At 52.5% G+C, this 26,646-nt stretch carries 23 protein-coding genes; 6 read left to right on the top strand and 17 right to left on the bottom strand.

From position 1 onward, the window contains the following. Positions 1–14 precede the first annotated feature (14 nt). From recQ to KDM89_RS02895, 3 genes are all read left to right on the top strand, one after another. Positions 15–1,847, top strand: coding sequence for a DNA helicase RecQ (gene recQ, locus KDM89_RS02905; protein ID WP_212686417.1), 1,833 nt, complete (start codon positions 15–17; stop codon positions 1,845–1,847). A 1-nt stretch (position 1,848) separates the two neighbouring features. Next, the gene (locus KDM89_RS02900; RefSeq protein ID WP_212686416.1) at positions 1,849–2,544 is read left to right on the top strand and encodes a helix-turn-helix transcriptional regulator; all 696 of its coding nucleotides are present in this window, start codon (positions 1,849–1,851) and stop codon (positions 2,542–2,544) included. Between the two features lie 66 nt (positions 2,545–2,610). Beyond that, complete coding sequence (locus KDM89_RS02895; protein ID WP_212686415.1) at positions 2,611–2,979, top strand: VOC family protein; 369 nt, start codon at positions 2,611–2,613, stop codon at positions 2,977–2,979. 22 nt (positions 2,980–3,001) lie between these two features. Here the strand turns inward: KDM89_RS02895 and KDM89_RS02890 are convergent, their stop codons facing one another. Both KDM89_RS02890 and KDM89_RS02885 read right to left on the bottom strand, forming a co-directional pair. Beyond that, on the bottom strand, positions 3,002–4,006 hold the full coding sequence (locus KDM89_RS02890; protein ID WP_212686414.1) for a helix-turn-helix domain-containing protein: 1,005 nt from the start codon (positions 4,004–4,006) through the stop codon (positions 3,002–3,004). A gap of 270 nt (positions 4,007–4,276) precedes the next feature. Next, positions 4,277–5,038 (bottom strand): autoinducer binding domain-containing protein, encoded by a 762-nt coding sequence (locus tag KDM89_RS02885; RefSeq protein WP_212686413.1) that lies wholly within the window; start codon positions 5,036–5,038, stop codon positions 4,277–4,279. A gap of 8 nt (positions 5,039–5,046) precedes the next feature. On the opposite strand from KDM89_RS02885, the gene KDM89_RS02880 reads away from it, so the two are divergent. Further along, positions 5,047–5,469, top strand: a complete 423-nt coding sequence (locus tag KDM89_RS02880) for a hypothetical protein (RefSeq protein ID WP_212686412.1) — start codon at positions 5,047–5,049, stop codon at positions 5,467–5,469. A gap of 26 nt (positions 5,470–5,495) precedes the next feature. Here KDM89_RS02880 and trmB read toward each other — a convergent pair whose 3' ends face one another. The 6 genes from trmB to KDM89_RS02850 all read right to left on the bottom strand — a co-directional run bounded on the left by trmB (position 5,496) and on the right by KDM89_RS02850 (position 13,188). Next, complete coding sequence (trmB, locus tag KDM89_RS02875) at positions 5,496–6,209, bottom strand: tRNA (guanosine(46)-N7)-methyltransferase TrmB (protein ID WP_212686411.1); 714 nt, start codon at positions 6,207–6,209, stop codon at positions 5,496–5,498. A 115-nt stretch (positions 6,210–6,324) separates the two neighbouring features. Continuing rightward, positions 6,325–6,861: a response regulator gene (locus KDM89_RS02870; RefSeq protein WP_212686410.1), complete on the bottom strand. Its 537-nt coding sequence runs from the start codon at positions 6,859–6,861 to the stop codon at positions 6,325–6,327. Next, the gene (gene nosR / locus KDM89_RS02865) at positions 6,858–8,174 is read right to left on the bottom strand and encodes a response regulator c-di-GMP phosphodiesterase, NosR family (protein ID WP_212686409.1); all 1,317 of its coding nucleotides are present in this window, start codon (positions 8,172–8,174) and stop codon (positions 6,858–6,860) included. The genes KDM89_RS02870 and nosR overlap by 4 nt, the downstream gene beginning before the upstream one ends. Positions 8,175–8,277: 103 nt before the next feature. Further along, entirely contained in the window at positions 8,278–9,120 is an 843-nt protein-coding gene (locus KDM89_RS02860) for an HDOD domain-containing protein (RefSeq protein WP_212686408.1), read from the bottom strand. Further along, positions 9,117–11,855: an EAL domain-containing protein gene (locus tag KDM89_RS02855; RefSeq protein WP_212686407.1), complete on the bottom strand. Its 2,739-nt coding sequence runs from the start codon at positions 11,853–11,855 to the stop codon at positions 9,117–9,119. The genes KDM89_RS02860 and KDM89_RS02855 overlap by 4 nt, the downstream gene beginning before the upstream one ends. A gap of 10 nt (positions 11,856–11,865) precedes the next feature. Continuing rightward, entirely contained in the window at positions 11,866–13,188 is a 1,323-nt protein-coding gene (locus KDM89_RS02850) for an ATP-binding protein (RefSeq protein WP_212686406.1), read from the bottom strand. Between the two features lie 365 nt (positions 13,189–13,553). Here KDM89_RS02850 and KDM89_RS02845 point away from each other — a divergent pair, with 365 nt between their 5' ends. Then, positions 13,554–13,985: an acyl-CoA thioesterase gene (locus KDM89_RS02845; RefSeq protein ID WP_212686405.1), complete on the top strand. Its 432-nt coding sequence runs from the start codon at positions 13,554–13,556 to the stop codon at positions 13,983–13,985. Between the two features lie 34 nt (positions 13,986–14,019). Here KDM89_RS02845 and KDM89_RS02840 read toward each other — a convergent pair whose 3' ends face one another. Next, entirely contained in the window at positions 14,020–14,754 is a 735-nt protein-coding gene (locus KDM89_RS02840; protein WP_212686567.1) for an LOG family protein, read from the bottom strand. Positions 14,755–14,766: 12 nt separating this feature from the next. Here KDM89_RS02840 and polA point away from each other — a divergent pair, with 12 nt between their 5' ends. After that, entirely contained in the window at positions 14,767–17,541 is a 2,775-nt protein-coding gene (gene polA, locus KDM89_RS02835) for a DNA polymerase I (protein WP_212686404.1), read from the top strand. Between the two features lie 197 nt (positions 17,542–17,738). On the opposite strand, the gene KDM89_RS02830 is transcribed toward polA, so the two are convergent. The 8 genes from KDM89_RS02830 to KDM89_RS02795 form a co-directional block, all read right to left on the bottom strand. Further along, the gene (locus KDM89_RS02830; RefSeq protein WP_212686403.1) at positions 17,739–19,376 is read right to left on the bottom strand and encodes a methyl-accepting chemotaxis protein; all 1,638 of its coding nucleotides are present in this window, start codon (positions 19,374–19,376) and stop codon (positions 17,739–17,741) included. A 428-nt stretch (positions 19,377–19,804) separates the two neighbouring features. Next, the gene (gene corA, locus KDM89_RS02825; protein ID WP_212686402.1) at positions 19,805–20,779 is read right to left on the bottom strand and encodes a magnesium/cobalt transporter CorA; all 975 of its coding nucleotides are present in this window, start codon (positions 20,777–20,779) and stop codon (positions 19,805–19,807) included. 193 nt (positions 20,780–20,972) lie between these two features. Then, positions 20,973–21,458 carry a PulJ/GspJ family protein gene (locus KDM89_RS02820; RefSeq protein ID WP_212686401.1) on the bottom strand — a complete coding sequence of 162 codons (486 nt, stop codon included), beginning with the start codon at positions 21,456–21,458 and terminating at the stop codon, positions 20,973–20,975. Further along, positions 21,455–22,150 (bottom strand): monofunctional biosynthetic peptidoglycan transglycosylase, encoded by a 696-nt coding sequence (gene mtgA / locus KDM89_RS02815; RefSeq protein WP_212686400.1) that lies wholly within the window; start codon positions 22,148–22,150, stop codon positions 21,455–21,457. The genes KDM89_RS02820 and mtgA overlap by 4 nt, the downstream gene beginning before the upstream one ends. A 4-nt stretch (positions 22,151–22,154) precedes the next feature. Then, the gene (gene aroE, locus KDM89_RS02810; RefSeq protein ID WP_212686399.1) at positions 22,155–22,991 is read right to left on the bottom strand and encodes a shikimate dehydrogenase; all 837 of its coding nucleotides are present in this window, start codon (positions 22,989–22,991) and stop codon (positions 22,155–22,157) included. Beyond that, positions 22,991–23,893: a TonB C-terminal domain-containing protein gene (locus KDM89_RS02805; RefSeq protein ID WP_212686398.1), complete on the bottom strand. Its 903-nt coding sequence runs from the start codon at positions 23,891–23,893 to the stop codon at positions 22,991–22,993. Before KDM89_RS02805 ends, aroE begins: the two co-directional genes overlap by 1 nt. 18 nt (positions 23,894–23,911) lie before the next feature. Next, positions 23,912–26,005, bottom strand: coding sequence for a ribonuclease catalytic domain-containing protein (locus KDM89_RS02800; RefSeq protein WP_212686397.1), 2,094 nt, complete (start codon positions 26,003–26,005; stop codon positions 23,912–23,914). 4 nt (positions 26,006–26,009) lie between these two features. After that, complete coding sequence (locus tag KDM89_RS02795; RefSeq protein WP_212686396.1) at positions 26,010–26,639, bottom strand: chorismate--pyruvate lyase family protein; 630 nt, start codon at positions 26,637–26,639, stop codon at positions 26,010–26,012. Positions 26,640–26,646: the final 7 nt, after the last annotated feature.

Genomic DNA, 26,646 nt, shown 5'->3' with positions numbered 1-26,646 from the left:
CGCTACACACTGCCGTGCCAGACGACGCACTGTCACAGCAAGCCTTGCATCTGCTGCAAACGGTATTCGGCTATCCGGCCTTCCGTTCGCAGCAGGCACAAATTGTCGGCCATGTCGCCCGCGGCGGCGATGCACTGGTGCTGATGCCCACCGGCGGTGGTAAATCCCTGTGTTATCAGATTCCCGCGCTGCTGCGCAAAGGCGTCGGCATCGTTGTATCACCGCTCATCGCACTGATGCAGGACCAGGTTGATGCACTGGAAGAAGTCGGCGTTCGTGCCGCCTTTCTGAACTCCACACAAAGCTTCGATGAAATTCTGGAAGTCGAACGCCGTATGCGCGAAGGCTCAGTCGATCTGGTGTACATCGCACCGGAACGCTTGCTGACCCAGCGTTGTCTGGAAGTACTGGAAATCACACCGATTGCCTTGTTTGCGATTGATGAAGCCCACTGCGTTTCACAGTGGGGCCATGATTTCCGTCCTGAATACATGCGCCTGTCGGTGCTGCATGAACGCTTTCCGGATATCCCGCGCATCGCCTTAACCGCGACTGCGGATCAGCAAACGCGGCAGGAAATTATTTCGCATCTGCAGCTGGAAAATGCGCTGCAGTTTGTCGCATCGTTTGACCGCCCGAATATCCGCTACCAGATCGTTGAAAAAGCCAACGGACGTAAGCAATTGCTGGACTTTATCGAAGCGCAGCACAAAGGCGACGCCGGCATTGTGTATTGCCTGTCGCGCAAAAAAACGGAAGAAACTGCCGCGTTTCTGAATGAGCACGGCATTCCTGCCCTCGCCTATCACGCTGGCATGGAATTGCAGGAACGCACATCGAACCAGTCCCGCTTTCTGCGCGAAGATGGCATTGTGATGTGCGCCACCATTGCGTTTGGTATGGGAATTGATAAACCGGATGTGCGTTTTGTTGCGCATCTGGATTTACCGAAAAGCATAGAAGGTTATTATCAGGAAACCGGTCGCGCCGGACGCGACGGTGCAACCGCGAATGCATGGATGGCCTATGGTTTGCAGGACGTCGTCATGCAGCGCCGCATGATAGAAGAATCCGAAGCCAGCGACCTGCACAAACGCGTACTCGGTGAAAAACTGGATGCGATGATCGCACTGTGCGAAACCCTGAGCTGCCGCCGTGTGCATATGCTCGGCTATTTCGGGCAGGCATCCGACCCCTGTGGCAACTGCGATACCTGCCTGCAACCGCCAACCTCATTTGACGGCACGGTCGCAGCGCAAAAGCTGCTGTCGACCATTTACCGTGTTGGTCAGCAATTTGCAGCCGGTCATGTAATCGACGTTTTACGTGCGCAGGAAACGGAGCGCGTTCAGCAATGGCGGCATCATGAGCTGACCGTATTCGGTATCGGCATCGACAAAAGCGAAGCGGAATGGCGCGCGATTCTGCGCCAGCTGATTGCACTTGGCTTTGTCATGGTCGATTACGAACATTACAGTGCGCTGCGTCTGACCGAAGCTGCGCGCCCTGTGCTCAAAGGCGAAGAAAAAATCCGTCTGCGCCAGTATCAGAAGGCAGCGAAAGCCGTCAAACATAAACGCCAGTCTGCGAGCGACTTTGCAGAAACTGAACTGAACAGCGAACAGCAGGCCATGTTTGAAAAACTGCGCTGGTGGCGGGTGGAAACCGCACGTGAACACAATGTACCGGCGTATGTGATTTTCCCTGATGCGACACTGCGTGAAATTGCGCGCAGTTGCCCGCAAACACTCGAAGCATTGCGCGGCGTTTCCGGTGTCGGTGATAAAAAGCTGGAAAGCTACGGCACAGCCATCCTGAAAATGACCTGCCCTTCCGGCGAGGATTAAGATGTCACGCGCAGAACGCTTGCTCGATCTGATGCAGATACTGCGCCGCCACCGTTATGCGATCACGGCGCAACAGCTCGCAAGCGAACTGGGTATCAGCGTGCGCAGCGTGTATCGCGATATCGCTGCCCTGCAACGACAGGGGGCAAAAATTGAAGGCAGTGCCGGTACTGGCTATGTGCTGCGCCCCGGCTCCACGCTGCCGCCGCTGATGTTCGACACCGAAGAAACCGAAGCACTGGCGCTGGGCATACGCTGGGTTTGTGACCGTGGTGATCCGCGGCTGGCGCTGGCTGCGCGCAATGCACTGGCAAAAATTGCCGCAGTATTGCCCGCTGAAGCAAAGCGGGAACTGGAAACCAGTGGCTTACTGATCGGCCCGGCATTCGACAATCCCGGTGGCGAACAATGGCTGGCTGAAATCCGGCTGGCGATACGCCAGCAAAACCGTATCCGCATTCAGTATCAGGATGAAAAACAGCGCAGCAGTGAGCGCTGCCTGTGGCCGTTTGCGCTGGCATTCTTCGACAACATACGGGTGTTAGTGGCATGGTGTGAATTGCGGCAGGATTTCCGCCACTTCCGTACCGACCGCATCGCAGGTCTGCATCGCCTGGATGAACACTATCCGGCATCGCGTTCTCAACTTTTGCAACGCTGGCGCGACCAGCAAGGCATCACTACTGACAAAAACTGACACAAGCCACAGGCATGATGTTGTTTGTCCGGTGCCATTTCGGCACCACCAACACCAGGAGAAATCATGTCTGCATCTACTTATCTGCTGTTTTATGTGAACGACCCGCAACGCAGTGCTGAATGGTACGCGCAACTGTTGCAAACAGCACCACTGGAAGCCAGCCCTGGCTTTGCCCTGTTTGCGCTGGCTGACGGTACCAGACTGGGTTTATGGAAACAGGCTGCGGTGCAACCGGCCAGTCAGCAAGCTGCCGGTGCCACTGAATTATGTCTGATGCTGGACAGTCAGGCTGCTGTGAATACCGAGTTCGCACGCTGGCAAACCCTGACACTGCCGGTACTGCAAGCGCCGCAAGACATGGACTTCGGCTTTACCTGCGTGACTGCTGATCCGGATGGTCACCGTATTCGCATCTTCCATCCTGCGGCGTAAGCAAGCACGATGACAAAGCGCTTCAGTGCATTGAAGCGCTTTGGTTTTTCCAGTAACGCATCAGCGCCGCTTTGCCGGAAATGCCGAGTTTTTCATACACCTGATGCGCCTGATTGCGCACGGTGGCAGGCTGATTACCGAGGGTACGGGCAATTTCTTTATAGCTCAGACCTTCACTGAGCAATTGCGCGACGCGGCTCTCCGCCGGACTCAGCGGCAACTGTATCCGGATTTCTGTTAACGATAAAAATAACAAACCATGTTCCTGACGCCAGCGTACCTGCAGCGAACCGTCCTGTACCACACCGGAAAAATCAGCCAGCAATAAGCGATGCAGGCGCTCGGGCAAAAACGGCGGACGCCAGTCCGGATAATGCTGAAACATCAGTGCAGACAATGCCGGATCGACATACATAATCTGCCCGTTGAGCCCGCTGATTAAGCTGTGATGCTGACTGCCGTACATTTTGCCGACGTGCAGTTCGCGGTTGGTCAGAAACGCACGGAAAATATGTGGCAGAACGGCATTCGCCAGCCTGCACTGGGCACTCGTATACCGCGCTGCCGATTTACGGCGCCACAGCGACAAGGTCTGCAAAGGATAACCGTTCGTGGCAGGCAGCACCATGGTCAGCGTATTCACCGCGTCAGTAGCATCTGCATACTCTTGCAAACGACGATCCCCGAAATCGGCAACGTTGCCGTGCACCGCTGTTTGCGGACGAATAAAGCCTGCTTTGATCAGCGGATCACTACTGACCAGTTCGCGCAGATCATGCATTTTCTCGTAGCCCAGCATTTCCATACGCAAGCGCAGCTTACGTTCTGCATCGATATTAAATGCCGATGCCGACGTCATTCTTAACTGCTGATGTTCTGCAGCAGAAAACTGTACGTATCCGCCACTGTCAAAGCGCAGCAGGGTTTGTAAATGTCCAAAAGCGTGGCGGGTGAATTGTTCGACATTCAGCGTGGGGACAGCATCGTACAAATCCAATAGATAACGGCTGAGCTGTTCGGTATTCATAGCAATCAGAAAAATAACAGATACACAATATCTGTCCGGTTGTGCGGGGCATTTTAGCCAGATTCAATTTCATACAACAAAAGCAATATCAAGGCGATGCGAAAATACCTGCATTACTTTCCGGGCATTCATTTTTTGTCGCCTGCATCTGACAATGCTTCCAGTACTGCGCGTGTCGCAGCCAGATTGTCATTTCAAAGGAAATAGCAGTCTGCATAAACTATAAGAACTTATAGCTTGACCGGCGGATTGCCATTCAATGCCGTATGGTCATGGTTGCAGCAAACCCAGCGCCAGGGCACGTGCCACGGCTTGTGTGCGTGTGCTGGTTTGTAATTTACGGCTGGCATTACTGATATGAAAGATGATGGTTGCTTCAGCCAGCCCGAGAATGCGGGAGATTTCCCACGAGGTTTTTCCTGCCGATACCCATTGCAGAACTTCGCACTCTCTGCGTGTCAGGCTGATCTGACTGACGGTGTGATTCACAGGCAAACCCAGCCTGCAAACAGATTCGTGCAGATACGCCAGCAACATATATCCCTGTGCCAGCCGGCTTTCTACGCGGCGGCGCTCGCTGGCATTAGTGCGCTCAGAGGTCAGACTGAAAATCGCCAGCTCGCTGCTTTTGCCGATCACGGAAAACGTTGCGCCGGCAGCCAGCCCGTGCTCAGACGCCTCATGAAACAGGGTTTTCACCCGCTTGCTGTCCGGCTCAGGCTGCTGATGCCAGATAACTGGGATGATGGATTGCGAGCAATGGCTGACCAGCGGATCAATCTCAATATACTTTTCAGACTGATAGCGTTCAAACCAGGATGCCGGATAGGAAGAAATCACGCCGCCATGTTGTTGCTCAGTACCATCGAAAATAAAGCGGGCACGCTCGCCATCGGCTTTGACCGGCGCATGTGCACCGTAATGAAATGAAGAAAATCCCAGCTGATGTGCCGCATCACGTACCGCTGCGCTCAGCGCTGTCACGGAAGTGGCCTGCAGTATGGCTTCGTAGGGATAAATCAGCTGGCTCACCGGCATCCGTGTCAGTATTTGAATTGCATTATTTTAATGCAACAGCTTGCCAGCTAAGTAAGGAAATGCTGTATCAGTCACACGCTGACCGGAGATACAACAAGCCATCTGAACCGGCGATATGGCGATGGAAAGCCATCGGAACCGTCAGGAATGCCAAAAAACAGCCGTTTTGCGGACTTCTGCACAGCAATCCAGCGGTCGTCGGCAGAAAGTCCGGCTCTCCGAAAAACACAAATGACGATATTTGCACAATAAAAGCAGACTTCGGGCGTCCTGCTCAGGAACCTGACCCGGAAAGTCTGTGTGTAAGAGTGGACGTATCCACAGTACGAAATCACCGGATTCCGGCCAAATTCAATATATCCCAACCAAAAAGTAAAAAAGCGCACCACAATGGATGCGCCTTTGATCTGCAAGCAGATGCCTGAGCCGTCAGTGCGTCAGGCCAAAACGGTTAAGCCTTTTTACGGAATACCAGATCCCAGACGCCGTGTCCCAGACGCAGGCCACGGTTTTCAAACTTGGTGACAGGACGATAATCCGGACGCGGTGCGTAGCCGTCTGCGGTGTTTTCCAGCGCTTTTTCTGCGCTTAACACTTCCAGCATTTGCACAGCATATTCTTCCCAGTCAGTTGCGCAGTGGATGTAACCTCCGGGTGCCAGACGGGAAGCCAGCAATTCCACCATCGGGCCCTGAATCAGGCGGCGCTTGTTGTGGCGCGCTTTGTGCCACGGATCCGGGAAAAATACATGAACACCGTGCAGACTGCCCGGCGCCAGCATGTAGTTCAGCACTTCCACCGCATCATGCTGAATAATGCGCTGATTGCTCAGGCCCATTTCTTCAGTCAGCTTCAGCAGGCTGCCTACGCCAGGCGTATGTACTTCAACGCCGACAAAATTCAGATCCGGTAAGGCCGCAGAAATTTTTGCACTGGTTTCGCCCATACCGAAACCGATTTCCAGCACCAGTGGCGCAGAACGCGGGAATGCGGTATTCAGATCAGTGACTTCTTTTTGATAAGAAATCATGTACTTCGGGCCCAGTTGTTCCAGCGCACGCGCCTGCGCATCAGACAAACGTCCGGCCCGGGTCACAAAGCTGCGGATACGACGCTCGTTCGGATCGTACAGCATGGATTTGGTGTTTTTTTCAGAATCAGACATAAGAAGATTTTTCGTGATGCGCGCACAGACAATCCGGCGCAAAACCCGTCATTGTACGTGGCTGCCTGTGGAATTGCCAGCGCAGCGGCATCTGCCAGCCGCGCACGGCACCGGCTTAATCATCGAGCAAGACGCCGCCATCCGGCCCGCGCCGCACATAAGTAATCCCCGGTTCCAGTGCTTCCAGCCGCTGTCTTTCCGCCTCTTCACGACTCAGATCACCGTGCAACTGTCGCGCTTCATTCGCCAGTTGTTTCTCTGCCAGAATCTGATCGTGACGTTCACAGGCTTGCGTGAACACCTCGCGTAACTCTTCCGTTGTCCATGGCTTGGAAATAAAACGGAACGCTTCGGCTTCGTTAATCGCACCGAGTATCGTCTTAAATTCGGCGGAAGCACTCAGCATCATGCGTACTGAATCCGGCTGCACTTCGCGTGCAATACGCAGAAACGCAACGCCATCCATTTCCGGCATATGGTAGTCGGCAATAATCAGATCAAATGCCGATTCCGCCAGCCTTTGTATCGCTTCTTTCGGTGAACTCAGACATTCTGTGGTCAGCGCATCCGGCCCGGCAATCTGGCGCAGGCTGCGGTTCAGGGCGGACAGCACATTCGGTTCATCATCCAGTAACAGGACATGGCGCATCATTTCCTCCTGTTTGTATAAATACGGACATTCATTTTGTGATCGAACGGTTCGCTGAAAATCTGCAAACGTTCAATCACATGTTCATCCAGCACATATTCTGCAGGTAACAGCAATAAACCATCTTTGGAAAGCACATCGGCAGACAACACCATACCGGGTTGCAGCAACAGAACATTCAGTTCCTGATCATGTGGCTCTTCAGGAATTCCGGCGATGATTTGCTGAAATACTTCCACCACTTTCGGATCATAGCGATTGCCGCTGCCACGCAAAATCAGCGGTACCGCCTCATCATGATGTACGCGCTTAGGCGCCAGCACGCCAATCTGTAAATTATCAAAATCGCTGGCCAGCGACAAAATCCGCGAACCAAGCGGAATCGCAGCCGCCGATAACTGATCGGGAAAGCCACGCCCGTCAAACCGTTCGTGCTGGTTACGGATAATTTTGGCGACACCCGCCAGATCCGGCAAAGGCATCAGCAACTCTTCCGCACGCAGCGTATGTTTGTGATACTGCCCGAGCTGATCACCGGTCATCTGACTGACCGGTGTGGCCAGCAAATCATCTGAAAATCCGATTTTTCCGATATCGGCCAGCAAAGCCGCTACAAACACTTCTTGAATTTCTTTGCTGTCCAGCCCCAGCCGTCGTGCGATTTTACGCGACAGATCAGCGACGCGGCGTACGTGGCCGGCAAGCTTACCGCCGCGCATTTCAATCAGGCTGGAAAAGACTTTAATCGAGGTCAGGAAATTATTTTTCAGCTTTTCATTCGCTTCCATCAGCGATGAATGGGCAAGCCACAGATCTGCTGTACGCTCTTCTACTTTCTTTTCAAGATTGCCGTTCAGTTCCCTGAGCTCGTCATTCTGACGGCGCGTCAGTTCTTCAAGCCGGTTCTTTTCTCTTTCCAGTTTTTTGCGTTCCAGCGCCTGCCGCACAATCAGCAGAATATCGTTGTCGTCCCAGGGCTTGGTGATGTAACGATAAATTTCACCATTGTTGATTGCTTCAATAATCGATTGCACATCAGCGTAACCGGTCAGCAACAGGCGGATGCAATCCGGCCAGCGCTCACGCACTTGCGCCAGAAATGCAGCGCCATCCATTTCCGGCATGCGCATGTCAGAAATCACCAGATCAACGCTTTCCTGTTCCAGCAGCGCCAGGCCTTCGCTTCCGCTGTTGGCAACAAACACCTGATAGCCACGGGCGCGGAATAAGCGGCGCAGCGATGACAGAATGTTCGGCTCATCGTCCACAAACAGCAGCCGCGGTGCGCTTTCCTGTTGCAGTTCAGTGTCGCTCATTATCGTCGTTATCGTTATTAATCGGTTCTGAAACACAGCTCCGCTCAAACCAGCGTCTTTCTGTCAGCATAGTCCAGCCAGTGCTGCAATCCAATAGCAAGCCTTAAGGCTGCACCCAGATACTCTGAATTTCGCGGAAACCGGCATCTGCTTTTTCCGCCATATCTTCCAGCAATTGCTCATCCAGATTCAGTATGCTCCAGATCAGCTCATTCCTGCGCAGTTGCTGAATTTTCTCCGGCAGACTGAAGGTTTCTTTGACCAGAAAATTCGCTGCGTGAATCAGTACCGATAAGGTATGCATTTGCATCGTTACCGGCATATGGTGCTCACCGACCGCCTGCTGCATTTCAGGTGGAAAATGCCAGTGTGCAGCGAGCAATTTTCCGACCTGAGCATGGTTCATTCCCATGATGCCCTCTTCCGCATCACATAAACTGATATCCTTAGTCTTCTGTAATTCGCGTACCTGCGCATAATGTGCAGGAAACTCTGACAGCAGAATCAGTTTCCCGAAATCATGAATCAAGCCCGCAGTAAATGCTTCTTCCGGCAAAAAATGAACATGTGATGCCAGCAGCTGCGCATGTACCGCAACCTGAATCGAATGATTCAGCAATGCTTCCAGTTCATGCTCATCCACATCGAAGTGATGAATCTGATTTGTCACCACCGTTGCCATCACCAGTGCACGCAGACTGCGGAATCCCAGTATCGATACCGCATCGGATAGAGAATGCACATGATAGGAAAGGCCGTAAAACGAGGAATTCGCAATGCGCAGGGTTTTGGTAGTTACAGCCTGATCCTGCGCCAGCTTCATAATCAGCGAACGCTGATCTGTATTGTCACGGTCAATCGCATGAATCACATCGGTCAGTGCTTTTGGCAGAGATGGTAATTCATGCATTTTTCTGAGAACAAAATCTTCTGTAACGGGTTTCATGATGACACCTGATGCATCCGTGGAACCAGCTGGTCCGGGCTGAACAATATCAAGACTTTACCGCGCGCTGTGGAATGCTGCCCCATCGCTTTCCAGCATGCGCGATAAAGCGTCTGATGCAGGTTCAGTTCGCGTATGGCACCTTCACTTGTTTCATGCAACACCGGCAGCAATGCCGGCATGGCAGTGCTGACGTATTCGTCCAGCGGCAGCATCTGATCTCGGAATAAGGTTTCAGCGGCAAGATTACAAAAAACAATTTTCTCTTCACTGTCCGTACCGATCACGGCGAAGGGCATCTGGTGCAAAATTTCACGGATTACGTTGATACTGACCTGATCGCGCCGTATTTGATGCTCCTGCTGATACAGTAAATCTGACAACTGGCGGTTCACATAAGCCAGCTCACGATTAGAAACACGGATTTCATCAGATAAGCGATGGTTCTCTGTCAGCATTTCCTTGAACGCAAACGCATCGGCAATATTCTTGCGTATCAGTTCATCGTCCCAGGGTTTGGTCAGGAATTTATAAATCGCACCTTCGTTAATCGCATCAGTAATGTATTGCAGCTCCGAATAACCGGACAAAATAATTCTGACGGTATCCGGCGACATTTTGCGTGCCTGACGCAAAAATTCGACGCCGGACATTTCCGGCATACGCTGATCAGACATGATCACATCGACTTTTTCATTACTCAGGATGTCCAGTCCCTCCGGCCCGCCGGAAGCAGTCAGAATGCGGTAGCCATCTTTGCGCAGCAAACGCCGCAGCGCCGATAAAATATTCGGCTCGTCATCCACCAGCAATAATGTACGCTCCGGCTGCCCAGCAGGCCGCATCACAGCAGGCAGTATCAATTCTGTATTCAGCCATTGCTCAGCCTCCTGCACACTCAGCGGCACAGAAAAATAGAAGCCCTGAATCTGGTCGCAAAGCTGTTCAGCCAGGAACTGACCCTGCTCCAGTTTTTCGACACCTTCAGCAATCACAGCAATTCCCATGCTGTGAGCCATCGAAATTATCGCTTTACAAATCGAAGCATCGCTCTGATGTTCCGGCAAACCACGTACAAAAGACTGATCGATTTTGACGTAATCAAACGGAAACGCTTTCAGATAACCAAGGGCTGAATATCCCGTACCAAAGTCATCCAGTGCGAAATGAAAACCCTCTTCCTTAATCGCACGCATCAGTTCCTGCAATGCAGCCTGATCGTGAATCAGTACACTTTCAGTAATCTCCAGTGAAAGTTCATGCCCACGCACACCATGCTGATGCGCCAATGTTTGCAACTCACTGAAAAACTGCGGATCTAAAAACTGTACAGGGGAAATATTGACCGCAATATTAGCAAACGGAATATTCGCTTCGCGCCATTGTGCGATCTGACGGCAAGCCTGTTGCAATACCCATTTACCCAGATCAATAATCATATCGCTGCGTTCTGCCAGCGGAATAAAACGCGCTGGCGGAATTTGTCCGAGTTCAGGATGATGCCAGCGTAACAGCGCTTCAAATCCTGCGTGATTACCACCGCTTAGTAAGGACACTTTCGGCTGATACACCAGTGTCAGCTGGTCTGTGCGGATTGCTTTGCGCAATTCGCGTATCAGCTTCAGATCGTCTTCGAGTTTTTCATTCAGCTGGCTGGAGTAAAAATGTAAATGCTCAGCACCGGCTGCCTGCGCTTTATGATAAGCAGATTCCGCACAACGTGTAATATCTTCCGCCAGTTGTCCGTCATCAGGATAGCTGGCGATACCTGCGGAAGCAGTGAACTGCATGGATTCATTCAGCAGCACAACCGGTTGTGTCAGTACCCGGGCGATACTCTGATAAAAGCCGATCAGCTCTTCGCTACTTCCTCTGTTAATCAGAATAAATAAGAATTCTCCACCGCCTACATGGGTCAGGATGTCGTTATTGCGCAAGGCATCACGCATACGGATTTCCAGCGTTTGCAGAATCAACCGTGTTGTTTCAAATCCGTGTGTATCCACAACATACTGATACTGATTCAAACCCAGATATACAACAGACATTTGCTGGATAGATGAAGAATGAGCCATCGAATGCTGAACCAGCTTGTCCAGTTTCACTCGTTTCTCATCGTGATTACTGTCCTGATCTTCTGCCACCGGTGCTGCCGGCTCATCGTCCGGCATCACACGCAACTCAGTCAGATAGGATTCGAAAAAGCGTTTCTTCTCAACTTCCGAATACACTTCGAGCGCAATACCCAGATCGAACATCGTAATTTTGAATACCAGCGACATCAGCACCGGCATTGCCTGCTGACTTTGCGAGACCGGCTCTTGCTTCAGATGCTCCCAGACCGGAGCCAGATATTTGCGGAATGCAGAAAAATACCAGTCTTTGTTCAAACCCATTTGCTGATGGGCGAACTCAATACGGCTGGGATCATTTCTGAATTGTTCTTCCCAGACCGGATTAGCCAGCCGTTCAAATAACTGGCTTTGCTGATGACGAATGCGGTCAATTAAACGTTCCGGCAATGCGTAGCTGATCAGGTGAGAATCCCTTAAGTGCGCCATGAATGCCTGATCAAGCAAATCACGGAACTCGTGCATACGAGGGCGTAAGCTTTCCAGCAATGCTGTTTCAGCTGGCTCCAGCTTCAGCGCTGTCATCATTTCAAACAAGGTACTTTGCTGCAGATTCAGCAAAGTAGAAAAAATTTCTGTTGCAGCCACAGGCCCGTTTTCCATGTCTGCTCCCTTATGCAACAGTAACTTTATCCGGATCAACCGGTAAATGAATCGTGAAACAGGTTCCTTTTCCTACTTCACTCTGTACTTCAATCCGGCCATTGTGTTTCTTAATGATTCCGTATGAAAGAGAGAGCCCCAGTCCTGTGCCCTGCCCGATGGGTTTGGTGGTAAAAAAGGGTTCAAAAATCCGGTTCAGAATATCCGGCGGAATCCCGCCGCCGTTATCGGCAACAGAAATGAAAACGCCGCCGGGTTCAGTACCGGTACGTATCGTAATCGTTCCTTTTTCTTTGATCGCATGAGATGCATTCACCAGCAAATTCATGACTACCTGATTAATTTGTGAAATCACACATTTCACCAGCGGCAGTTTTCCGTATTCTTTCTGTACAATCGCTTTGTATTTGATTTCGTTGTACACAATGTTCAGCGTACTATCGATGCCATGATGAATATCGGCTTCCTGCCAGTCGGTTTCGCCCACATGGGAAAAGTCTTTGAGCGACTGCACAATATCTTTGACCCGCTTCAGACCTTCCATCGATTCACGTACCAGATCACTGACATCGTCCTGCAGAAATTCCAGATCCGCGTCACGACGCAGTTTTTCCATCGCCGTCACCTGTGCCTGGGCTCCCGGACACTGACGTATCAGTTGCTCATATTTACCAATCAGTTCAAACAGACTGCCGACATAACTTTCCAGCGAACCCATATTCGAATTTACAAATCCGATCGGATTATTAATTTCATGTGCAATCCCGGCAGCCAGCTGACCAATCGACGCCATTTTTTCTGATTGCAGTAACTGATCCTGCGCTTCCTGTAATTTCTGGATCAGACGCTGCTGTTCTTCGCCCTGACGCTGTAACGATTCTTCCATTGCTTTACGCTCGCTGATATCCGTTAAAGAGCCCACAACTTCGAGGGGGTTACCGGATTCATCACGAATCAGACGCAGCGTGTCATGCATCCAGATGTATTGTCCGCTGCAATCTTTAAACCGGTATTCGTAAGTACGCTCGCCTTCAGAAAACAGCATGGCGAGACTGGAGAAAATTTTCGGCACATCGTCCGGATGAATATGCTCGAACCAGAAGTTCGGATCCGCCACCATAATGCGCGGGTCGTAGCCGAGAATACGGCGCGCGTTACTGCTGACATAAGTCATTTTAAAATCGCCGGTCGGCACGCTGCTGTAGATGATGGCAGGTGTGTTTTCGATCAGATAGCGCAGACGGCGCAGCTGACGCTCAGTCTGATCTGCCGGAGGCTCGGAGGAAACCGGAGCCTGACCGCTGATTTCTATATATTCCGATTGCTGTTCCATCTGTCATCCTCTGCGATTTTTTCACCGCGTGGCCGGTACAGACTGTTTTTGTGGTGGTGATGGGTCCTGACATTTGCAGACGGATACCCGTCACCGTTTATGGTTTCTGACCTGCCGGACGACGGCAAGTTTTCCTCAGAAACCGGATGCTTTTTTGTGCACTGCAGTGCGCAGGTCAGCGCACCATGAATGATTAAACAGCATCCCGGTTTTCATAGTATGCGCATTTTTTCTATCTGCAAGTGCGGTTGCGACAACAATTGTTAATTCAGGACAACATATCCTGCTGCTAATTTAACCGGCCATACAACACGCGGTGCATAAGCGCCGTGTTAGCATCATTTTTTCTTTTTTCGGAGCCTGAGATGGCACGACTGGAACTGAATTTACCTGAGCACGCATTTTGTTTCAGCACGCAAATTGAAGTCCGCGTGACAGATGTGAATGCAGCAGATCATCTGGGAAATGAAGCACTGGTGGCTTTACTATCTGAAGCGCGGGCGCGCTTTTTACAGCATTTGGGAATAGATGAAACCGGACACGATGGCCCCGGTATTCTGGTTGCTGATCTGGCGGTGAAATACCGCGCCGAAGCGCACCGCCATGATGCGCTGCTGTTTGAAACCGGATTTTGTGATTTCAATAAGTATGGTGCGGATATCATTTACCGCGTCAGCCGTCCGGCAGATCAGACACTGATTGCCATCGCCAAGACCGGCTTTGTGTTTTTTGACTATCAGGCAGGCAAGATGCTGACGGTGCCGGATAATTTCCGGCAACAGTTTGCCGCTGGCTGATACCGGCGGTAACAGCGGCGGTGACAGCGGCAGATTACAGATACAGCATGCGCTGACGCTCTTCATCGGAAGGCTCGATATCGTGCGCTTCGTAGAAGGCAAAAATCGCATCCACGATATTGGCCGGCTCATCGATCACTTGCACCAGATTCAGGTCTTCCGGCGAAATCAGACCGTTCCCTGCCATCTGGGTTTTAATCCATTCCAGCAAGCCGCTCCAGAACGTCGTACCGACCAGTATCACCGGAATCTTGCGCGACTTGCCGGTTTGCATCAGAGTCAGCACTTCACTGACTTCATCCATAGTGCCGAAGCCACCGGGAAACACGACGTAGGCATCCGCATATTTCACGAACGCCACTTTACGCGCAAAGAAATGGCGGAAAGTCAGGCTAATGTTTTGCCAAGGATTGCTGCGCTGCTCGTGCGGCAATTCGATATTCAGGCCTACCGACGGTGATGCGCCCTCATAAGCGCCCTTGTTGGCTGCTTCCATAATGCCGGGGCCGCCACCGGAAATGACGGAGAATCCGGCATCCGACAAACGCCGTGATAAATCCACGCATTTTTCATAGTAAGGATCATCCGGTTTGGTGCGGGCAGAACCGAAAATCGTGACTGCCGGACGAATCGATGATAAACGCTCGGTAGAGTCGATAAACTCTGCCATAATCGTGAACATGTGCCAGGACTCGCGTGCCTTGAGTGCTGTAGCCTTATCCTTATCCATAATCTGGCGCAGTTGCGCCACATTTTTTCTGTTTTCGATTTTTTCACTCATATGCAAAATACCCTGTTGTTAGTCGATGGGTCGAGTTATCTTTACCGCGCATTTCATGCGATGCCGGATTTGCGCAATGCACATGGCGAGCCCACCGGTGCGATTTACGGCATGATCAATATGCTGCGCCGTTTGCGCAGCGATTATCCGGCAGCATACATCGCCTGTGTTTTCGATGCAAAAGGCAAAACTTTCCGCGATGACATGTATGCGGAGTACAAAGCCCAGCGTGCACCGATGCCTGACGATCTGCGTGCCCAGATTGAACCGATACATCAGGTCGTGGCTGCCATGGGCTGGCCGATACTGATGGTGGAAGGTGTTGAGGCTGACGATGTGATCGGAACGCTGGCTGTAGATGCGACCCGCCTCGGCATGCAAACTGTGGTTTCCACCGGTGATAAGGATCTGGCGCAGCTGGTCAATGCGAATGTCACACTGATCAATACCATGAGCAATGAAATCATGGATGACGCCGGTGTGCTGGCGAAGTTCGGCGTACGCCCTGACCGCATCATCGATTATCTGACCTTAATCGGCGACACCGTAGATAACGTGCCCGGCGTCAGCAAATGCGGCCCGAAAACCGCAGTGAAATGGCTGACAGAATATGATTCGCTGGATGGCGTGATCGCCAATGCCGCCAGCATCAAAGGCGTGGTTGGTGAAAATCTGCGCAATGTGCTGGACTGGCTGCCAACCGGCCGTCAATTGATTACCGTAAAAACCGATTGCGACCTCAGTGCGCATATGCAAAGCATTACCGACACGCTGATCAGCAAACCGGAAGACAAAGAGGCGTTGCTTACCTTCTTTGGTCGCTACGGTTTCAAAACCTGGCTGCGTGAATTGTCCGGGGATGCCACTGCCGGCGCGACGCCACTGGCAACGGCACGTCCGCAACCGGATGCACCGCAACTGGCGGCTGATAGTCAGGGCAGTTTATTCGGCGATGCCACCGAAGCTGCTCCGGCAGAATATGTGACGGTACTGACCGAAGCCGCACTGGACGACTGGCTGAAAGCCATCGACGCAGCAACGCTGACGGCGGTGGATACCGAAACCAATTCGCTGGAACCGATGCATGCGCAACTGGTCGGCATTTCCCTATGCTGCGAAGCGGGCAAAGCTTGCTATATCCCGCTGGCGCACACGGCGCCGGGTTCGCCGGATCAGTTACCACGTGAACTGGTGCTGAACAAACTGCGCAGCTGGCTGGAGAATCCGGACAAACTGAAAGTCGGCCAGAATCTGAAATACGATGCCCACGTGTTTGCCAATGCCGGTATCACGCTGCGTGGCATTGCGCACGATACACTGCTGCAATCCTATGTGTTTGAATCGCACCGTCCGCATGACATGGACAATCTGGCGCTGCGTCATCTGGGCAAAAAAACCATTGCTTACGAAGAAGTCTGCGGCAAAGGCGCGAATCAGATTGGTTTTGCGGAAGTCGATATTGAACGTGCAACCGCCTACGCCGCGGAAGATGCCGACATTACTTTGCAGTTGCATCAGGCCATGTATCCGGAAGTGCAGAACAACAAAGGTTTGCAATACGTTTACAGCAATATCGAAGTACCGGTTTCTGTGGTGCTGCAAAAAATTGAACGCAACGGCGTGCTGATTGATGCGGACATGCTGAACCGTCAGTCCACAGAAATCGCGCTGCGTTTGCATGAGCTGGAGCAGCAAGCCTATGTGCTGGCTGAGCAAAACTTTAATCTGAATTCACCGAAGCAACTGGGCGAAATCTTCTTCCAGAAACTGGGTTTACCGGTCGTCAAAAAAACGCCGTCCGGCGCGCCATCGACCGATGAAGAAGTCTTGCAAAAACTGGCGGAAGATTATCCTTTACCAAAACTGGTGCTGGAATACCGTGGTCTGGCGAAACTGAAATCGACCTATACCGATAAGCTGCCGAAAATGATTCATCCGCACACCGGACGGGTACATACCAATTACGCGCAGGCGGTGGCGGTGACAGGTCGTCTGGCATCGAATGATCCGAATCTGCAGAATATTCCGGTGCGCACCGCCGAGGGCCGCCGCATCCGCGAAGCCTTTATCGCCGCGCCCGGTCACCATATCGTCTCCGCTGATTATTCGCAGATTGAACTGCGCATCATGGCGCATATTTCCGGCGATGCGAATCTGCTTAAAGCCTTTGCCAATGGCGAAGATATTCACCGCGCCACCGCCGCTGAAATTTTCGGTGTGACACCGGATGTGGTCACCAGCGAACAGCGCCGTTACGCCAAAGTGATTAATTTCGGTCTGATTTACGGCATGAGCGCCTTCGGTCTGGCCGGTAATCTGGGCATAGAACGCAGTGCGGCGCAAAACTATATCGACCGGTATTTCCAGCGTTATCCGGGTGTGGCGCAATACATGGCGGATACGCGTACCAAGGCGAAAGCCCACGGTTTTGTGGAAACTGTGTTTGGCCGCCGTTTGTGGCTGCCGGAAATCAATGGTGCCAATGGCCCGCGCCGTCAGGGTGCGGAACGGGCGGCGATTAATGCGCCTATGCAGGGCACGGCTGCTGATCTGATCAAACTGGCGATGATTGCTGTGCAAAACTGGCTGGAAAGTACACAGTTACAGACCCGCATGATTATGCAGGTGCATGATGAACTGGTGCTGGAAGTGCCGGACAGTGAACTGGAACTGGTGCGCACCCGCCTGCCGGAACTGATGGCGAATGTCGCAAAACTGGATGTGCCGCTGATCGCAGAAACCGGTATCGGTGCGAACTGGGAAGCAGCGCATTAATCTGCTTGTCGTACAGCGGCAGCAGGTTACCACCACTGTGCAATTATCGTCATTTGTACTTTGTAAAAGCCCGGACTTTCTGCCGACGTCCGGGCTTTTGCTATGCTGAACTCCGCAAATGGTGCTGTTCCGGGCTATTTTGGGTCGTTATGGGCTGATGAATACCTTTGGCGTGAGCGATACCGGTGCCCGCCGGATCAGCTCAGCAGTGGCTTCAGCGGCGGCTGACGGCCCGTCCGCCCCTTCCCTGCAATTGCCGCAGCCGGACGAATGCTCAGTCCCTCCGCCAGCATGAAGCGCGCTGCCATATCTTCGAGCTGATGACTGAGCCGTCGCATGGATTCCGATGCTGCTGCAGCTTCTTCCACCAGCGTCGAATTCTTTTGCGTAACCTGATCAATATTGGCAATGGCAGCCTGTATATGTTCAATACCGGTACGCTGTTCCGCGCTCGCATGGTCAATTTCAGCAATCACTTCGCCAACTTTTCTGACGCTGGATACCATACTGCTGATACTGGCTTCGGTTTCTTTGACCAGCCCCGTGCCTTTTTTCACTTTCAGTTCCGAATCGGCAATCAAGTCTTTGATTTCCTTCGCCGCTGACGCGCTGCGCTGCGCCAGTGTACGGACTTCGCTGGCAACAACGGCAAAACCACGTCCCTGCTCACCGGCGCGTGCTGCTTCTACCGCGGCATTCAGCGCCAGCAAATTGGTCTGAAAAGCGATGCCATCGATCAGGCTGATAATTTCCACAATTTTTCCGGACGACTCGCCGATTGCATCCATATTCCGTATCAGCGCCGCAACCATGTCGTTGCTGGTACCGGCCAGTGCTGTCGATTCAGACGCCAGTTGATTGGCCTTCCAGGCATTTTCTGCATTCAGGCGTACAGCCTCGGTCAGCTGTTCCAGTGCTGCTGCCGTTTCTTCCAGCGAACTGGCTTGCTCTTCAGTACGCTGTGACAAGTCAACGTTACCCGAAGCAATCTCATCAGAAGAATGCGCTAACTCACCGGCACTGCTGCGTAATTCCGCCACCATCACCGATAAGGCCTGACGCATTTCCGACATCGCAAACAGCAGGCTGCTGTTGTCTCCTGCTTCCACAATGACCGGTTTCGACAAATCACCGGAAGCAATAATGCCAGCCACCTGTACCGCATACGCTGGTTCGCCACCCAGTTGTTTCAGCAGCGAGCGGGTAATGGCAACCGAGATCACAATCACCAGAACCAGTGCAGAGGCTGTGATTCCCGCCATGATCAGAATACTTTCCTGATAAGCGAGTTCAGCCTGATGTTCATCCGCAAGATTCTTTCCCCGCTGCAACGTAATGAAATGGTGGATCATGTCCTGCCATTGCGTATTGGCCGGAATGGCTTCTTTCATCAGCACAGAAGCTGCCGCTGCCTTGTCTCCGGCCAGTTCCAGCGCCAGAAAGCGGTCGTTCAGCGGACGTGTGACTGTCGCCTGATGTGCAATCTCCTTCACAAATTGCGTGCCAGCATTGTCCAGCGGCATCGCCTTCAGCGACTCAAACGCTTTATTGTATTTTTCACGGGTTTCCGGAATCTTTCTTTCCTGATCTGTACGCGCAGCAACGTCATCCAACAACGCAACGGTGCGCATCACACGCGACACCACATGCACTGCATCCGACATATCTTCCAGCAATGCCATCTTGCGGACATTCACGTCCACCACGTGATGCAGCGCCTGATTGGATACCCGCAATCCGTAAAATCCGGTCACCGCCACCACCATCAGCAACATGAACATGAGCAGATAGCTCACGATCAGACGCCGGCGTACCGTCCACTGACTCAGTTTCATTTCTGTCTCCCTCACCGCTTTTTCTGTTTTTGTAATGCCCGATCAGCAAATCGCCTCGCCGGATACCAGGCCAGCCTACTGTGCAGAAGAGTTACTAAAAACCCCTCAGGACAGGCTGTTTATGCCATTACTTGTTTATTCGGTCAGCGTATTGCAATAGCCTCTGAGGTCAGAGTATAGAAAAATATTTCCGTACAGCAATCCAGTATGACAATTCTTCACTTTTCAGCAGCAAAGAAGCGACAGTGCTAATCTCCGACACATCTGTTGTGCAGATATCCGCATCTGCCATTTTCGGAGAGCCGGACTTTCTGCCGACGACCGCCGGATCGCTGTGCAGAAGTCCGCAAAACAGCCTGAAAATGCCGGAAATGGACAAAAAAAAGACCGGCACGCAGCCGGTCGGGATTCATGGTGGAAAGTCAGGCTTATTTCAGCCAGCCACGGCGGCGGAAATACCAGAACGGGGTAATTGCGGAAGCCACCATCAAGACCAGCGCAAACGGGTAACCGAGTTCCCATTCCAGTTCCGGGAACCAGCCTTTAAAGTTCATACCGTAGATGCTGGCGATCAGTGTCGGTGGCAGGAAAGCAACACTGGCAACCGAGAAAATCTTAATAATTTTATTCTGATTAATGTTGATGAAACCGACGGTCGCATCCATCAGGAAGTTAACCTTATCGAACAGGAAAGAGGTGTGACCGTCCAGCGATTCGATATCGCGCAGAATCTGACGCGCTTCCTCAAACTGATCAGCATTCAGCAAACGGCCACGCATCAGAAAGCTGACCGCACGGCGCGTATCCATCATATTGCGGCGGATACGGCCATTCAGATCTTCCTCTTGCGCAATGGCATTCAGCGCGGCAGCCGCGTCCTGATCGCTGAATTCTTTTTGCAGCACAGCGCGGCTGACGTCTTCCAGCTTCTGATAAATCCCTTCCAGCGCATCCGCAGAATACTCAGCATCGGTAGCATACAAATCCAGCAACACATCGCGGTAATCATTGATGGAACCCGGACGCGAGCGTGCACGCATACGCACTAAACGGAATACCGGCAAATCGGTGTGATGCACCGAGAACAGAATTTCCTTGGCCAGAATAAATGCCACGGTCACGGTCTGCGCCGGTTCATCTTCGTTTTCTTCATCGATCAGAAAATCGGTGCGCAAATGCAAATCACCGTTATCTGCTTCGTAATAACGCGCGGACGCTTCGATATCTTTGACTTCGTCTTCACCCGGGAGCGTGACGCCGTAAATGCTTTTCACCCATTCGCGCTCTTCTTCGTTCGGGTCGGTCAGATCGACCCATACCGGCAGCGTGTTCTCAAGATCAGCACGGCTTTCGATATTGATCTGACTGAGGCGGCCATTATGAAGAACGAAGACATTGATCATGGAGACATCCGGAAGAAGCGGGTTAATCGAATGACCGCGATTTTAAACGGGTTTGTGCGCGCTGAATACCAGAGCAGGCATTTTCCGGCATCGCGGAAGCAAAAAATTTCAGGCGGCGGATGTTGAGGCAAAAAGCAAAAAAGGCAGCCGCAGCTGCCTTTTTATCCGTACTGACGTGATCTGCCGTTAAGTCTCAGCGACTGGCTTTATCAATCGCCTTATTCAGCATTTTCTGACGGAAATCCTGATCGCCCACACTTGCGCTGCTGTCATCTTCTTTTGGCTTAGGACGTTCAAATCCTTTGGCATCATGCAGTTTGACGTTTTTTGCATCAGCACGCTGATTACATTCGGTATCCGAATACGTGGTGCGGCCATTAATCACACATTTTTTCACGCCGGATTCCACCGTCACCGGTGCTGGCATGTTTTCATTCGGTGCAACTGTACCGGACGCGGGTGCTGCAGTGTTTGCGCCGTTTGCCCCACTCACACCGGCGGCGTTTTTCAGTTCATTCGAAATCACACCGGCAGATTTGCCCCAGCGCTGTAACTGATCATTCAGCGGCAGACGACCGGTACGGATGGTATATAAAAATCCCATCGCCAGTGCACCCAGCAACATAAAAATAATCATCACAGAAATCAGACTGAGTCCTGCCTGCTTGCGAATTTTCATGGTAATTCCGCGCTGTTCATCCGTTTCAGGATCATATCCGTGCGTTTTTGCAGATAAGCTGATCCCTGGTGTTTATCGTAGTAGCGCGGACGCGGTAACATCACCGCCAGCCGCGCAGCCTGCGCAGGCCCGAGTGACGATGCCGGAATGCCGTAATAATGACGGCTGGCTGCTTCAGCCCCGAACACACCGACACCCCATTCCACCACGTTCAGATAAATTTCCAGTATCCGTTCTTTATCCATGCAGGCTTCCAGCATATAGGTGATGATGAGTTCCTCACCTTTGCGCAAATAACTGCGCTCACCGGATAAAAACAGATTCTTGGCAAGTTGCTGTGTGATGGTTGAGCCGCCAGACACCACTTTACCCTTTTTCTGGTTTTTTTGATATGCTTTTTGCATAGCTTCCCAGTCCACACCCTCGTGTTCTGCGAAGCCATCGTCTTCCGATGCAATCACGGCGCGTTTCAGATTGGCGGAGATTTTGTTATACGGCACCCATTTGTGCTGCAATTTGAATGCGGGATTTTGTTCGCTCAGCACCGCTTCCTGCTGACGCATGAAACTGGTGGAGGATGGATTGTGATCAACCCACCAGAGTATCTGTACAAAGAAATAGGCCTGTACCAGCAGGAACAGCAGCGTGGGCATCAGCACCAGCCAGAACAGTAAACGACGCAGCAACTTCACAGCCTTATCCTTTCTGCAGCATAGTCCTCAGTTCAGCCAGCACAGCCGTAGTTTGCGGTCTGACCTGACGCCACAGATAAAACGCTTCCGCCGCCTGCTCCACCAGCATACCCAGCCCGTCGCGGGTTTGTGCACCCTGCTCACGCGCATAACGGCAGAATGGTGTTTCCTGCGCGCCATACATCATGTCGTAGGCCAGGGTTTCTGCATGCATTAAGCCTGCCGGTAACGGTGGTAATTCTCCGTGCAGGCTGGCAGAAGTCGCATTGATAATCACGTCAAACGGTCCCTGCAAATCTGCAAACGTGCTCGCAGCAGCAACACAGTCCGGCGCATCACTGCGCAGCACGGCCAGTAAATCCTGTGCGCGTGCCAGCGTCCGGTTAGCGATCACCAGCGCAGCCGGGGCCTGCTCTGCCAGCGGCAGTAAAGCGCCGCGTGCCGCACCACCCGCACCCAGCATCAGCACCCGCTTACCACGCAGACTGCAGGCAGCGTTCTGTACGATGTCGGTGACCAGTCCGATGCCATCAGTGTTATCCGCAAGTATTCTGCCATCCTGAAACAGCAGTGTATTTACCGCACCGGCGGCACGGGCGCGCGCGGTCATGCTGTCTGCCAGCGCAAATGCTTCCAGCTTAAACGGAACAGTGACATTTGCACCGCGTGCACCGCTGTCCATTAGCTTGCGCACTGTGGCGGCAAATTCATCCAGCGGCGCTTCCAGTGTGCCGTACTGCAGCTGCTGCGAGGTTTGTGCAGCAAATGCAGCGTGTATGTAGGGAGATTTACTGTGTCCTACCGGGTTTCCGATGACAACATAAGCATCCGGTTGTTGCATTACTTCACGCCTCCGCGTAATTCGGTTTCCAGTTGCTGATCCCGCGTGAAGCGGAAATGGGTAATGACCACCCAGACATCGTCTTTATCGCGCGAACGCATGTTTTGCGGAAAATGCCCGTAGGGTGCAGAGTTACGTACGATTTTCAGTGCTGCTTTGTCCAGATCTTTATTGCCGGACGATTTTTCGATGCGCGGGCCGCCTTCTTTTTCATAGATGCTGCCATCCTGAAAAATCGGGATATACACAATCAGCTCGCCGTACATTTTCTTGCCGTCTTTACGCGGAAAGTTCAGCGTACCGAATTCTTCAATCCGCTTTTGCAATTGCTTGTAATAAATCGCATAACCAACGCGCTGTGTGGTTGGCGTAATGAACGATTTACGCGGGCGGCGGTTCTGGTCTTCAATCGTCTGATTAATTTCCGCCGCCATACGCGCAATTGCTTTGGACGTTTCCAGATCTTCTGCGCCCGGCGTGTTCACCGGCTTCTGATCCAGTTTGCGCTTATCCTGCTCGGCAACGTGGAAATTGGTTTTGGCTTTTGCCTGATCGAGCAAATGCTTCTGTACCTGCTCCAGCTCTTCAATGCGGCGCGCAGCTGCACGCAGGCTATCGCCGTTCTCTACTTTTTGCAGATCCGGCAGCGGTGATTTGCTGCGGCCATCTTCCGCATTACCGCCACCTTCCAGATCGGCCTGTGCCAGTAAGTCGGCCTTTGCCGGTTTTTTGTCGTGACGGGTATTCACCAGTATCACTTCCAGCCCTTTATCCTGCATGGCTTCAGAACGGGTCACCGGCGCGACAAAATGGACAAAAAACAAGACCAGCAAATGCATCAGTGCCGACCCGCCGAGGGTCAGCACCAGCAAACGATCAGAACGCGATAATTGTTTCAGCATGCTCAAAAAGAAAAGTAATCAGACTGCATTCAGTCCGGTATCAACAGCATCCTGTGGTTCGGTTTCCGGCATGGTTTGCGCATCTTCTGACGTGGCGACATCTGTTTCGGCTTCGCTGTCAGCGGACATTTCCTCTGACATATCAGCATCTGCATCAGCATCTGCCTCATCTTCCGCTTCGTCTTCGCCCAGATCGGTTTGTCCCAGCACTTCCAGCAAGCGTGCTTCGACACTCAGATCCAGCTCATCCCAGCGCAGAATATCCAGTTTCACCTGTGCGCCGCGTGCAACTTGCGCCATGCCCGGCATACGGATCACCAGGGGAATATCACTGAGACGCAGAATTTCATCTTTCAGCACCACCGCATCCACCTGACGCGCCTGCTCCTGTTGCAGCCAGCGCAGACACCAGTAGCGCTCCATGCCGGACTGGAAGTCCGCATACGCCGAATACGCCGCATCGAAACCGGACACAATCGCATACAGATCAGCATCTTTCGGTTTGAACGGCGCCACCAGCGGTGCGGTAATGCCGTGCTGCACACAAGCGATGATCTGCCACTGATTGATCAGATCGGTATAACGGCGCAGCGGCGATGTGCTCCATGCATACTGATCCACACCCAGCCCCTGATGCGGTGCTGCATGGGTCAGCATACGAACCTGCATACGCGCAGTCCAGTTCCCCGGACCACGTCCGCCGGCCACGCCCTGTGCACGGTAAATGCCCGGAATCCCGTGGTCAGCCATCAGCTTACCCCAGGTACTGTTTGCAAAAATCATCAATTCTGCAACCATTTTATCCAGCGGCGCACCACGTTTACGACGAACGATGCTGACAACGTCGTTTTCAACGTAGAAATTGAAATCGACGCGGTTATTCTGTTCCGGCTTCAGGCCAAAAGCTTCACGCTTGGCCATACGGGCTTTTTCCAGCACCAGCGCCCATTGCCAGATGTAAGCGATATCGGCCTTGTGCGGATATTCACCGGCGCCGGCTGCCAGATTTTCTTCCGTGACGAGTGCATCCAGATCGTTATGACGCAAATTCGACGCCACCGGAATTTTCTCAATCCGGGTTTCGGTACTGAGTACCGACCAGTCCTGCGTATCGAGCACGGTGTACAGGGACACCGCCGGGCGGGTCTGACCTTCGCCGAGCGTGAATACGTCGACCAGCGAATCCGGCAGCATCGTAATCTTATCGCCCGGCATATATACCGTCGACATGCGCGAACGCGCTAACTGATCAATTGCATCATCGCGCTGAATTGCCAGCGCCGGCGCGGCGATGTGAATACCGATACGCACTTTGCCGTCATCGAGCGGCGTAACAGAAAAAGCATCGTCAATTTCTGTGGTCGTGACATCGTCAATCGAAAAAGCGGCAACATCCGCAACCGGCAAATCGTCCGGCAGAACCGGCATAGGCAGTTCCGGGAAACCTGTGCCTTTCGGGAAATGCTCATAATGAAAGCGCGCCAGATGCAAATCTTTCGCCGAAGCAAAACCGCCGGTTTCCAGCAGCAGGCGTGCCGGTGTGGTTTGCAATTGCTCGCAGGCTTCCGCCAGCGCTTTATATTCGATGCCGTTTTTATCCGGTTTAAACAATAAGGCACGCGCTAGCGGTTTAAACGCATCCGGTAACTGATGCTGTTTCAGTTGTTCCACATAGGCAGCCTGAATCAGTAACTGCTGTTTCTTTTTCTCAATACCCGCCAGCGCCGCTTTCAGCGTTGCTTCCGGTGCGGCTTTATAACGACCACGCCCTTTTTTCTGGAAATACACCGGCGACTGATGCAATGCCAGAATCAGTCCTGCCGTTTCATGGGTGGCCGGTGTGCCACCGAAATATTCCGCTGCGAGTTCGGTAAAACTGAATTCTTCCTGCCCTGCCACTTCCCACAAAAATCCGAGATCCATGTCAGCAGCCACTGCGCGGGCTTGCTCCATCATGTCTGCCGGTTCAGGTGCACTGAATTGCAGGAACACATCCTTGCCTTTCACTTTGGTGCGTTTGCCGGTCGGCAATTCCACCTGAAATGCTTCGCCAGCCTGACTTAATATGCTTCCCGCTTTGAAATCGCCGGATTCTTCAAAAAAAACATTCATGCATTTATGCTTGGTTTAGGGAAACAGCAGACTGCACATCTGCAGCCTGCTGCTCCCGGTTAATCGTATTCACTGCACCGGCAGGTGGCAATTGCAGCACCGCCGGTAAAAAAACTTCGGTTACCATCAGACAGGCACCTTTACGCCAGAACAAAGAACGTCGTGCTGGCAGACTGTGAATGCCGCGCAATTCCGGCAACTCACGCCAGATGCGCTGCATCAGCGGATGTCCCGCATTCAGACGCGCAAATTGCAAATCACCGCGCTGCACCAGCGGATCAGAAAATAAAGTACTGCCAAGCGAGCGTTCACCCAGCGAACTGAATAAAGGCCATTGCTGATGGCTTGCACTTAATGGAACAACCGTGTGTCCGTAAATGACCGGCACACCGTCACAACGTAAAATCACTTCGCGCTGATGTACCCGTGTACGCCGCGCCAGACCAAGTGCCGCAAATTCATCGGAGAGACTGCATGCCAGTTGCTGCGACAGTTTCTGCACCCGGAATTGCCGGCAGCGTGCCACCAGCCTTGCCGTCAGTGATCCCCGGTCTTCCAGCCAGTGTTTCAGCGCGCGTCCGCCACCGGTGGCTGCACTGTGGGCATGCCATACTGCCGTGCGACGGAATTGCATTACAGCT

It is taken from the genome of Cognatundibacterium luofuense (assembly GCF_018139685.1).
Taxonomy (GTDB): Bacteria; Pseudomonadota; Gammaproteobacteria; order Burkholderiales; family Burkholderiaceae_D; genus Undibacterium; species Undibacterium luofuense.
This window is presented reverse-complemented; position numbering and strand designations above follow the sequence as displayed.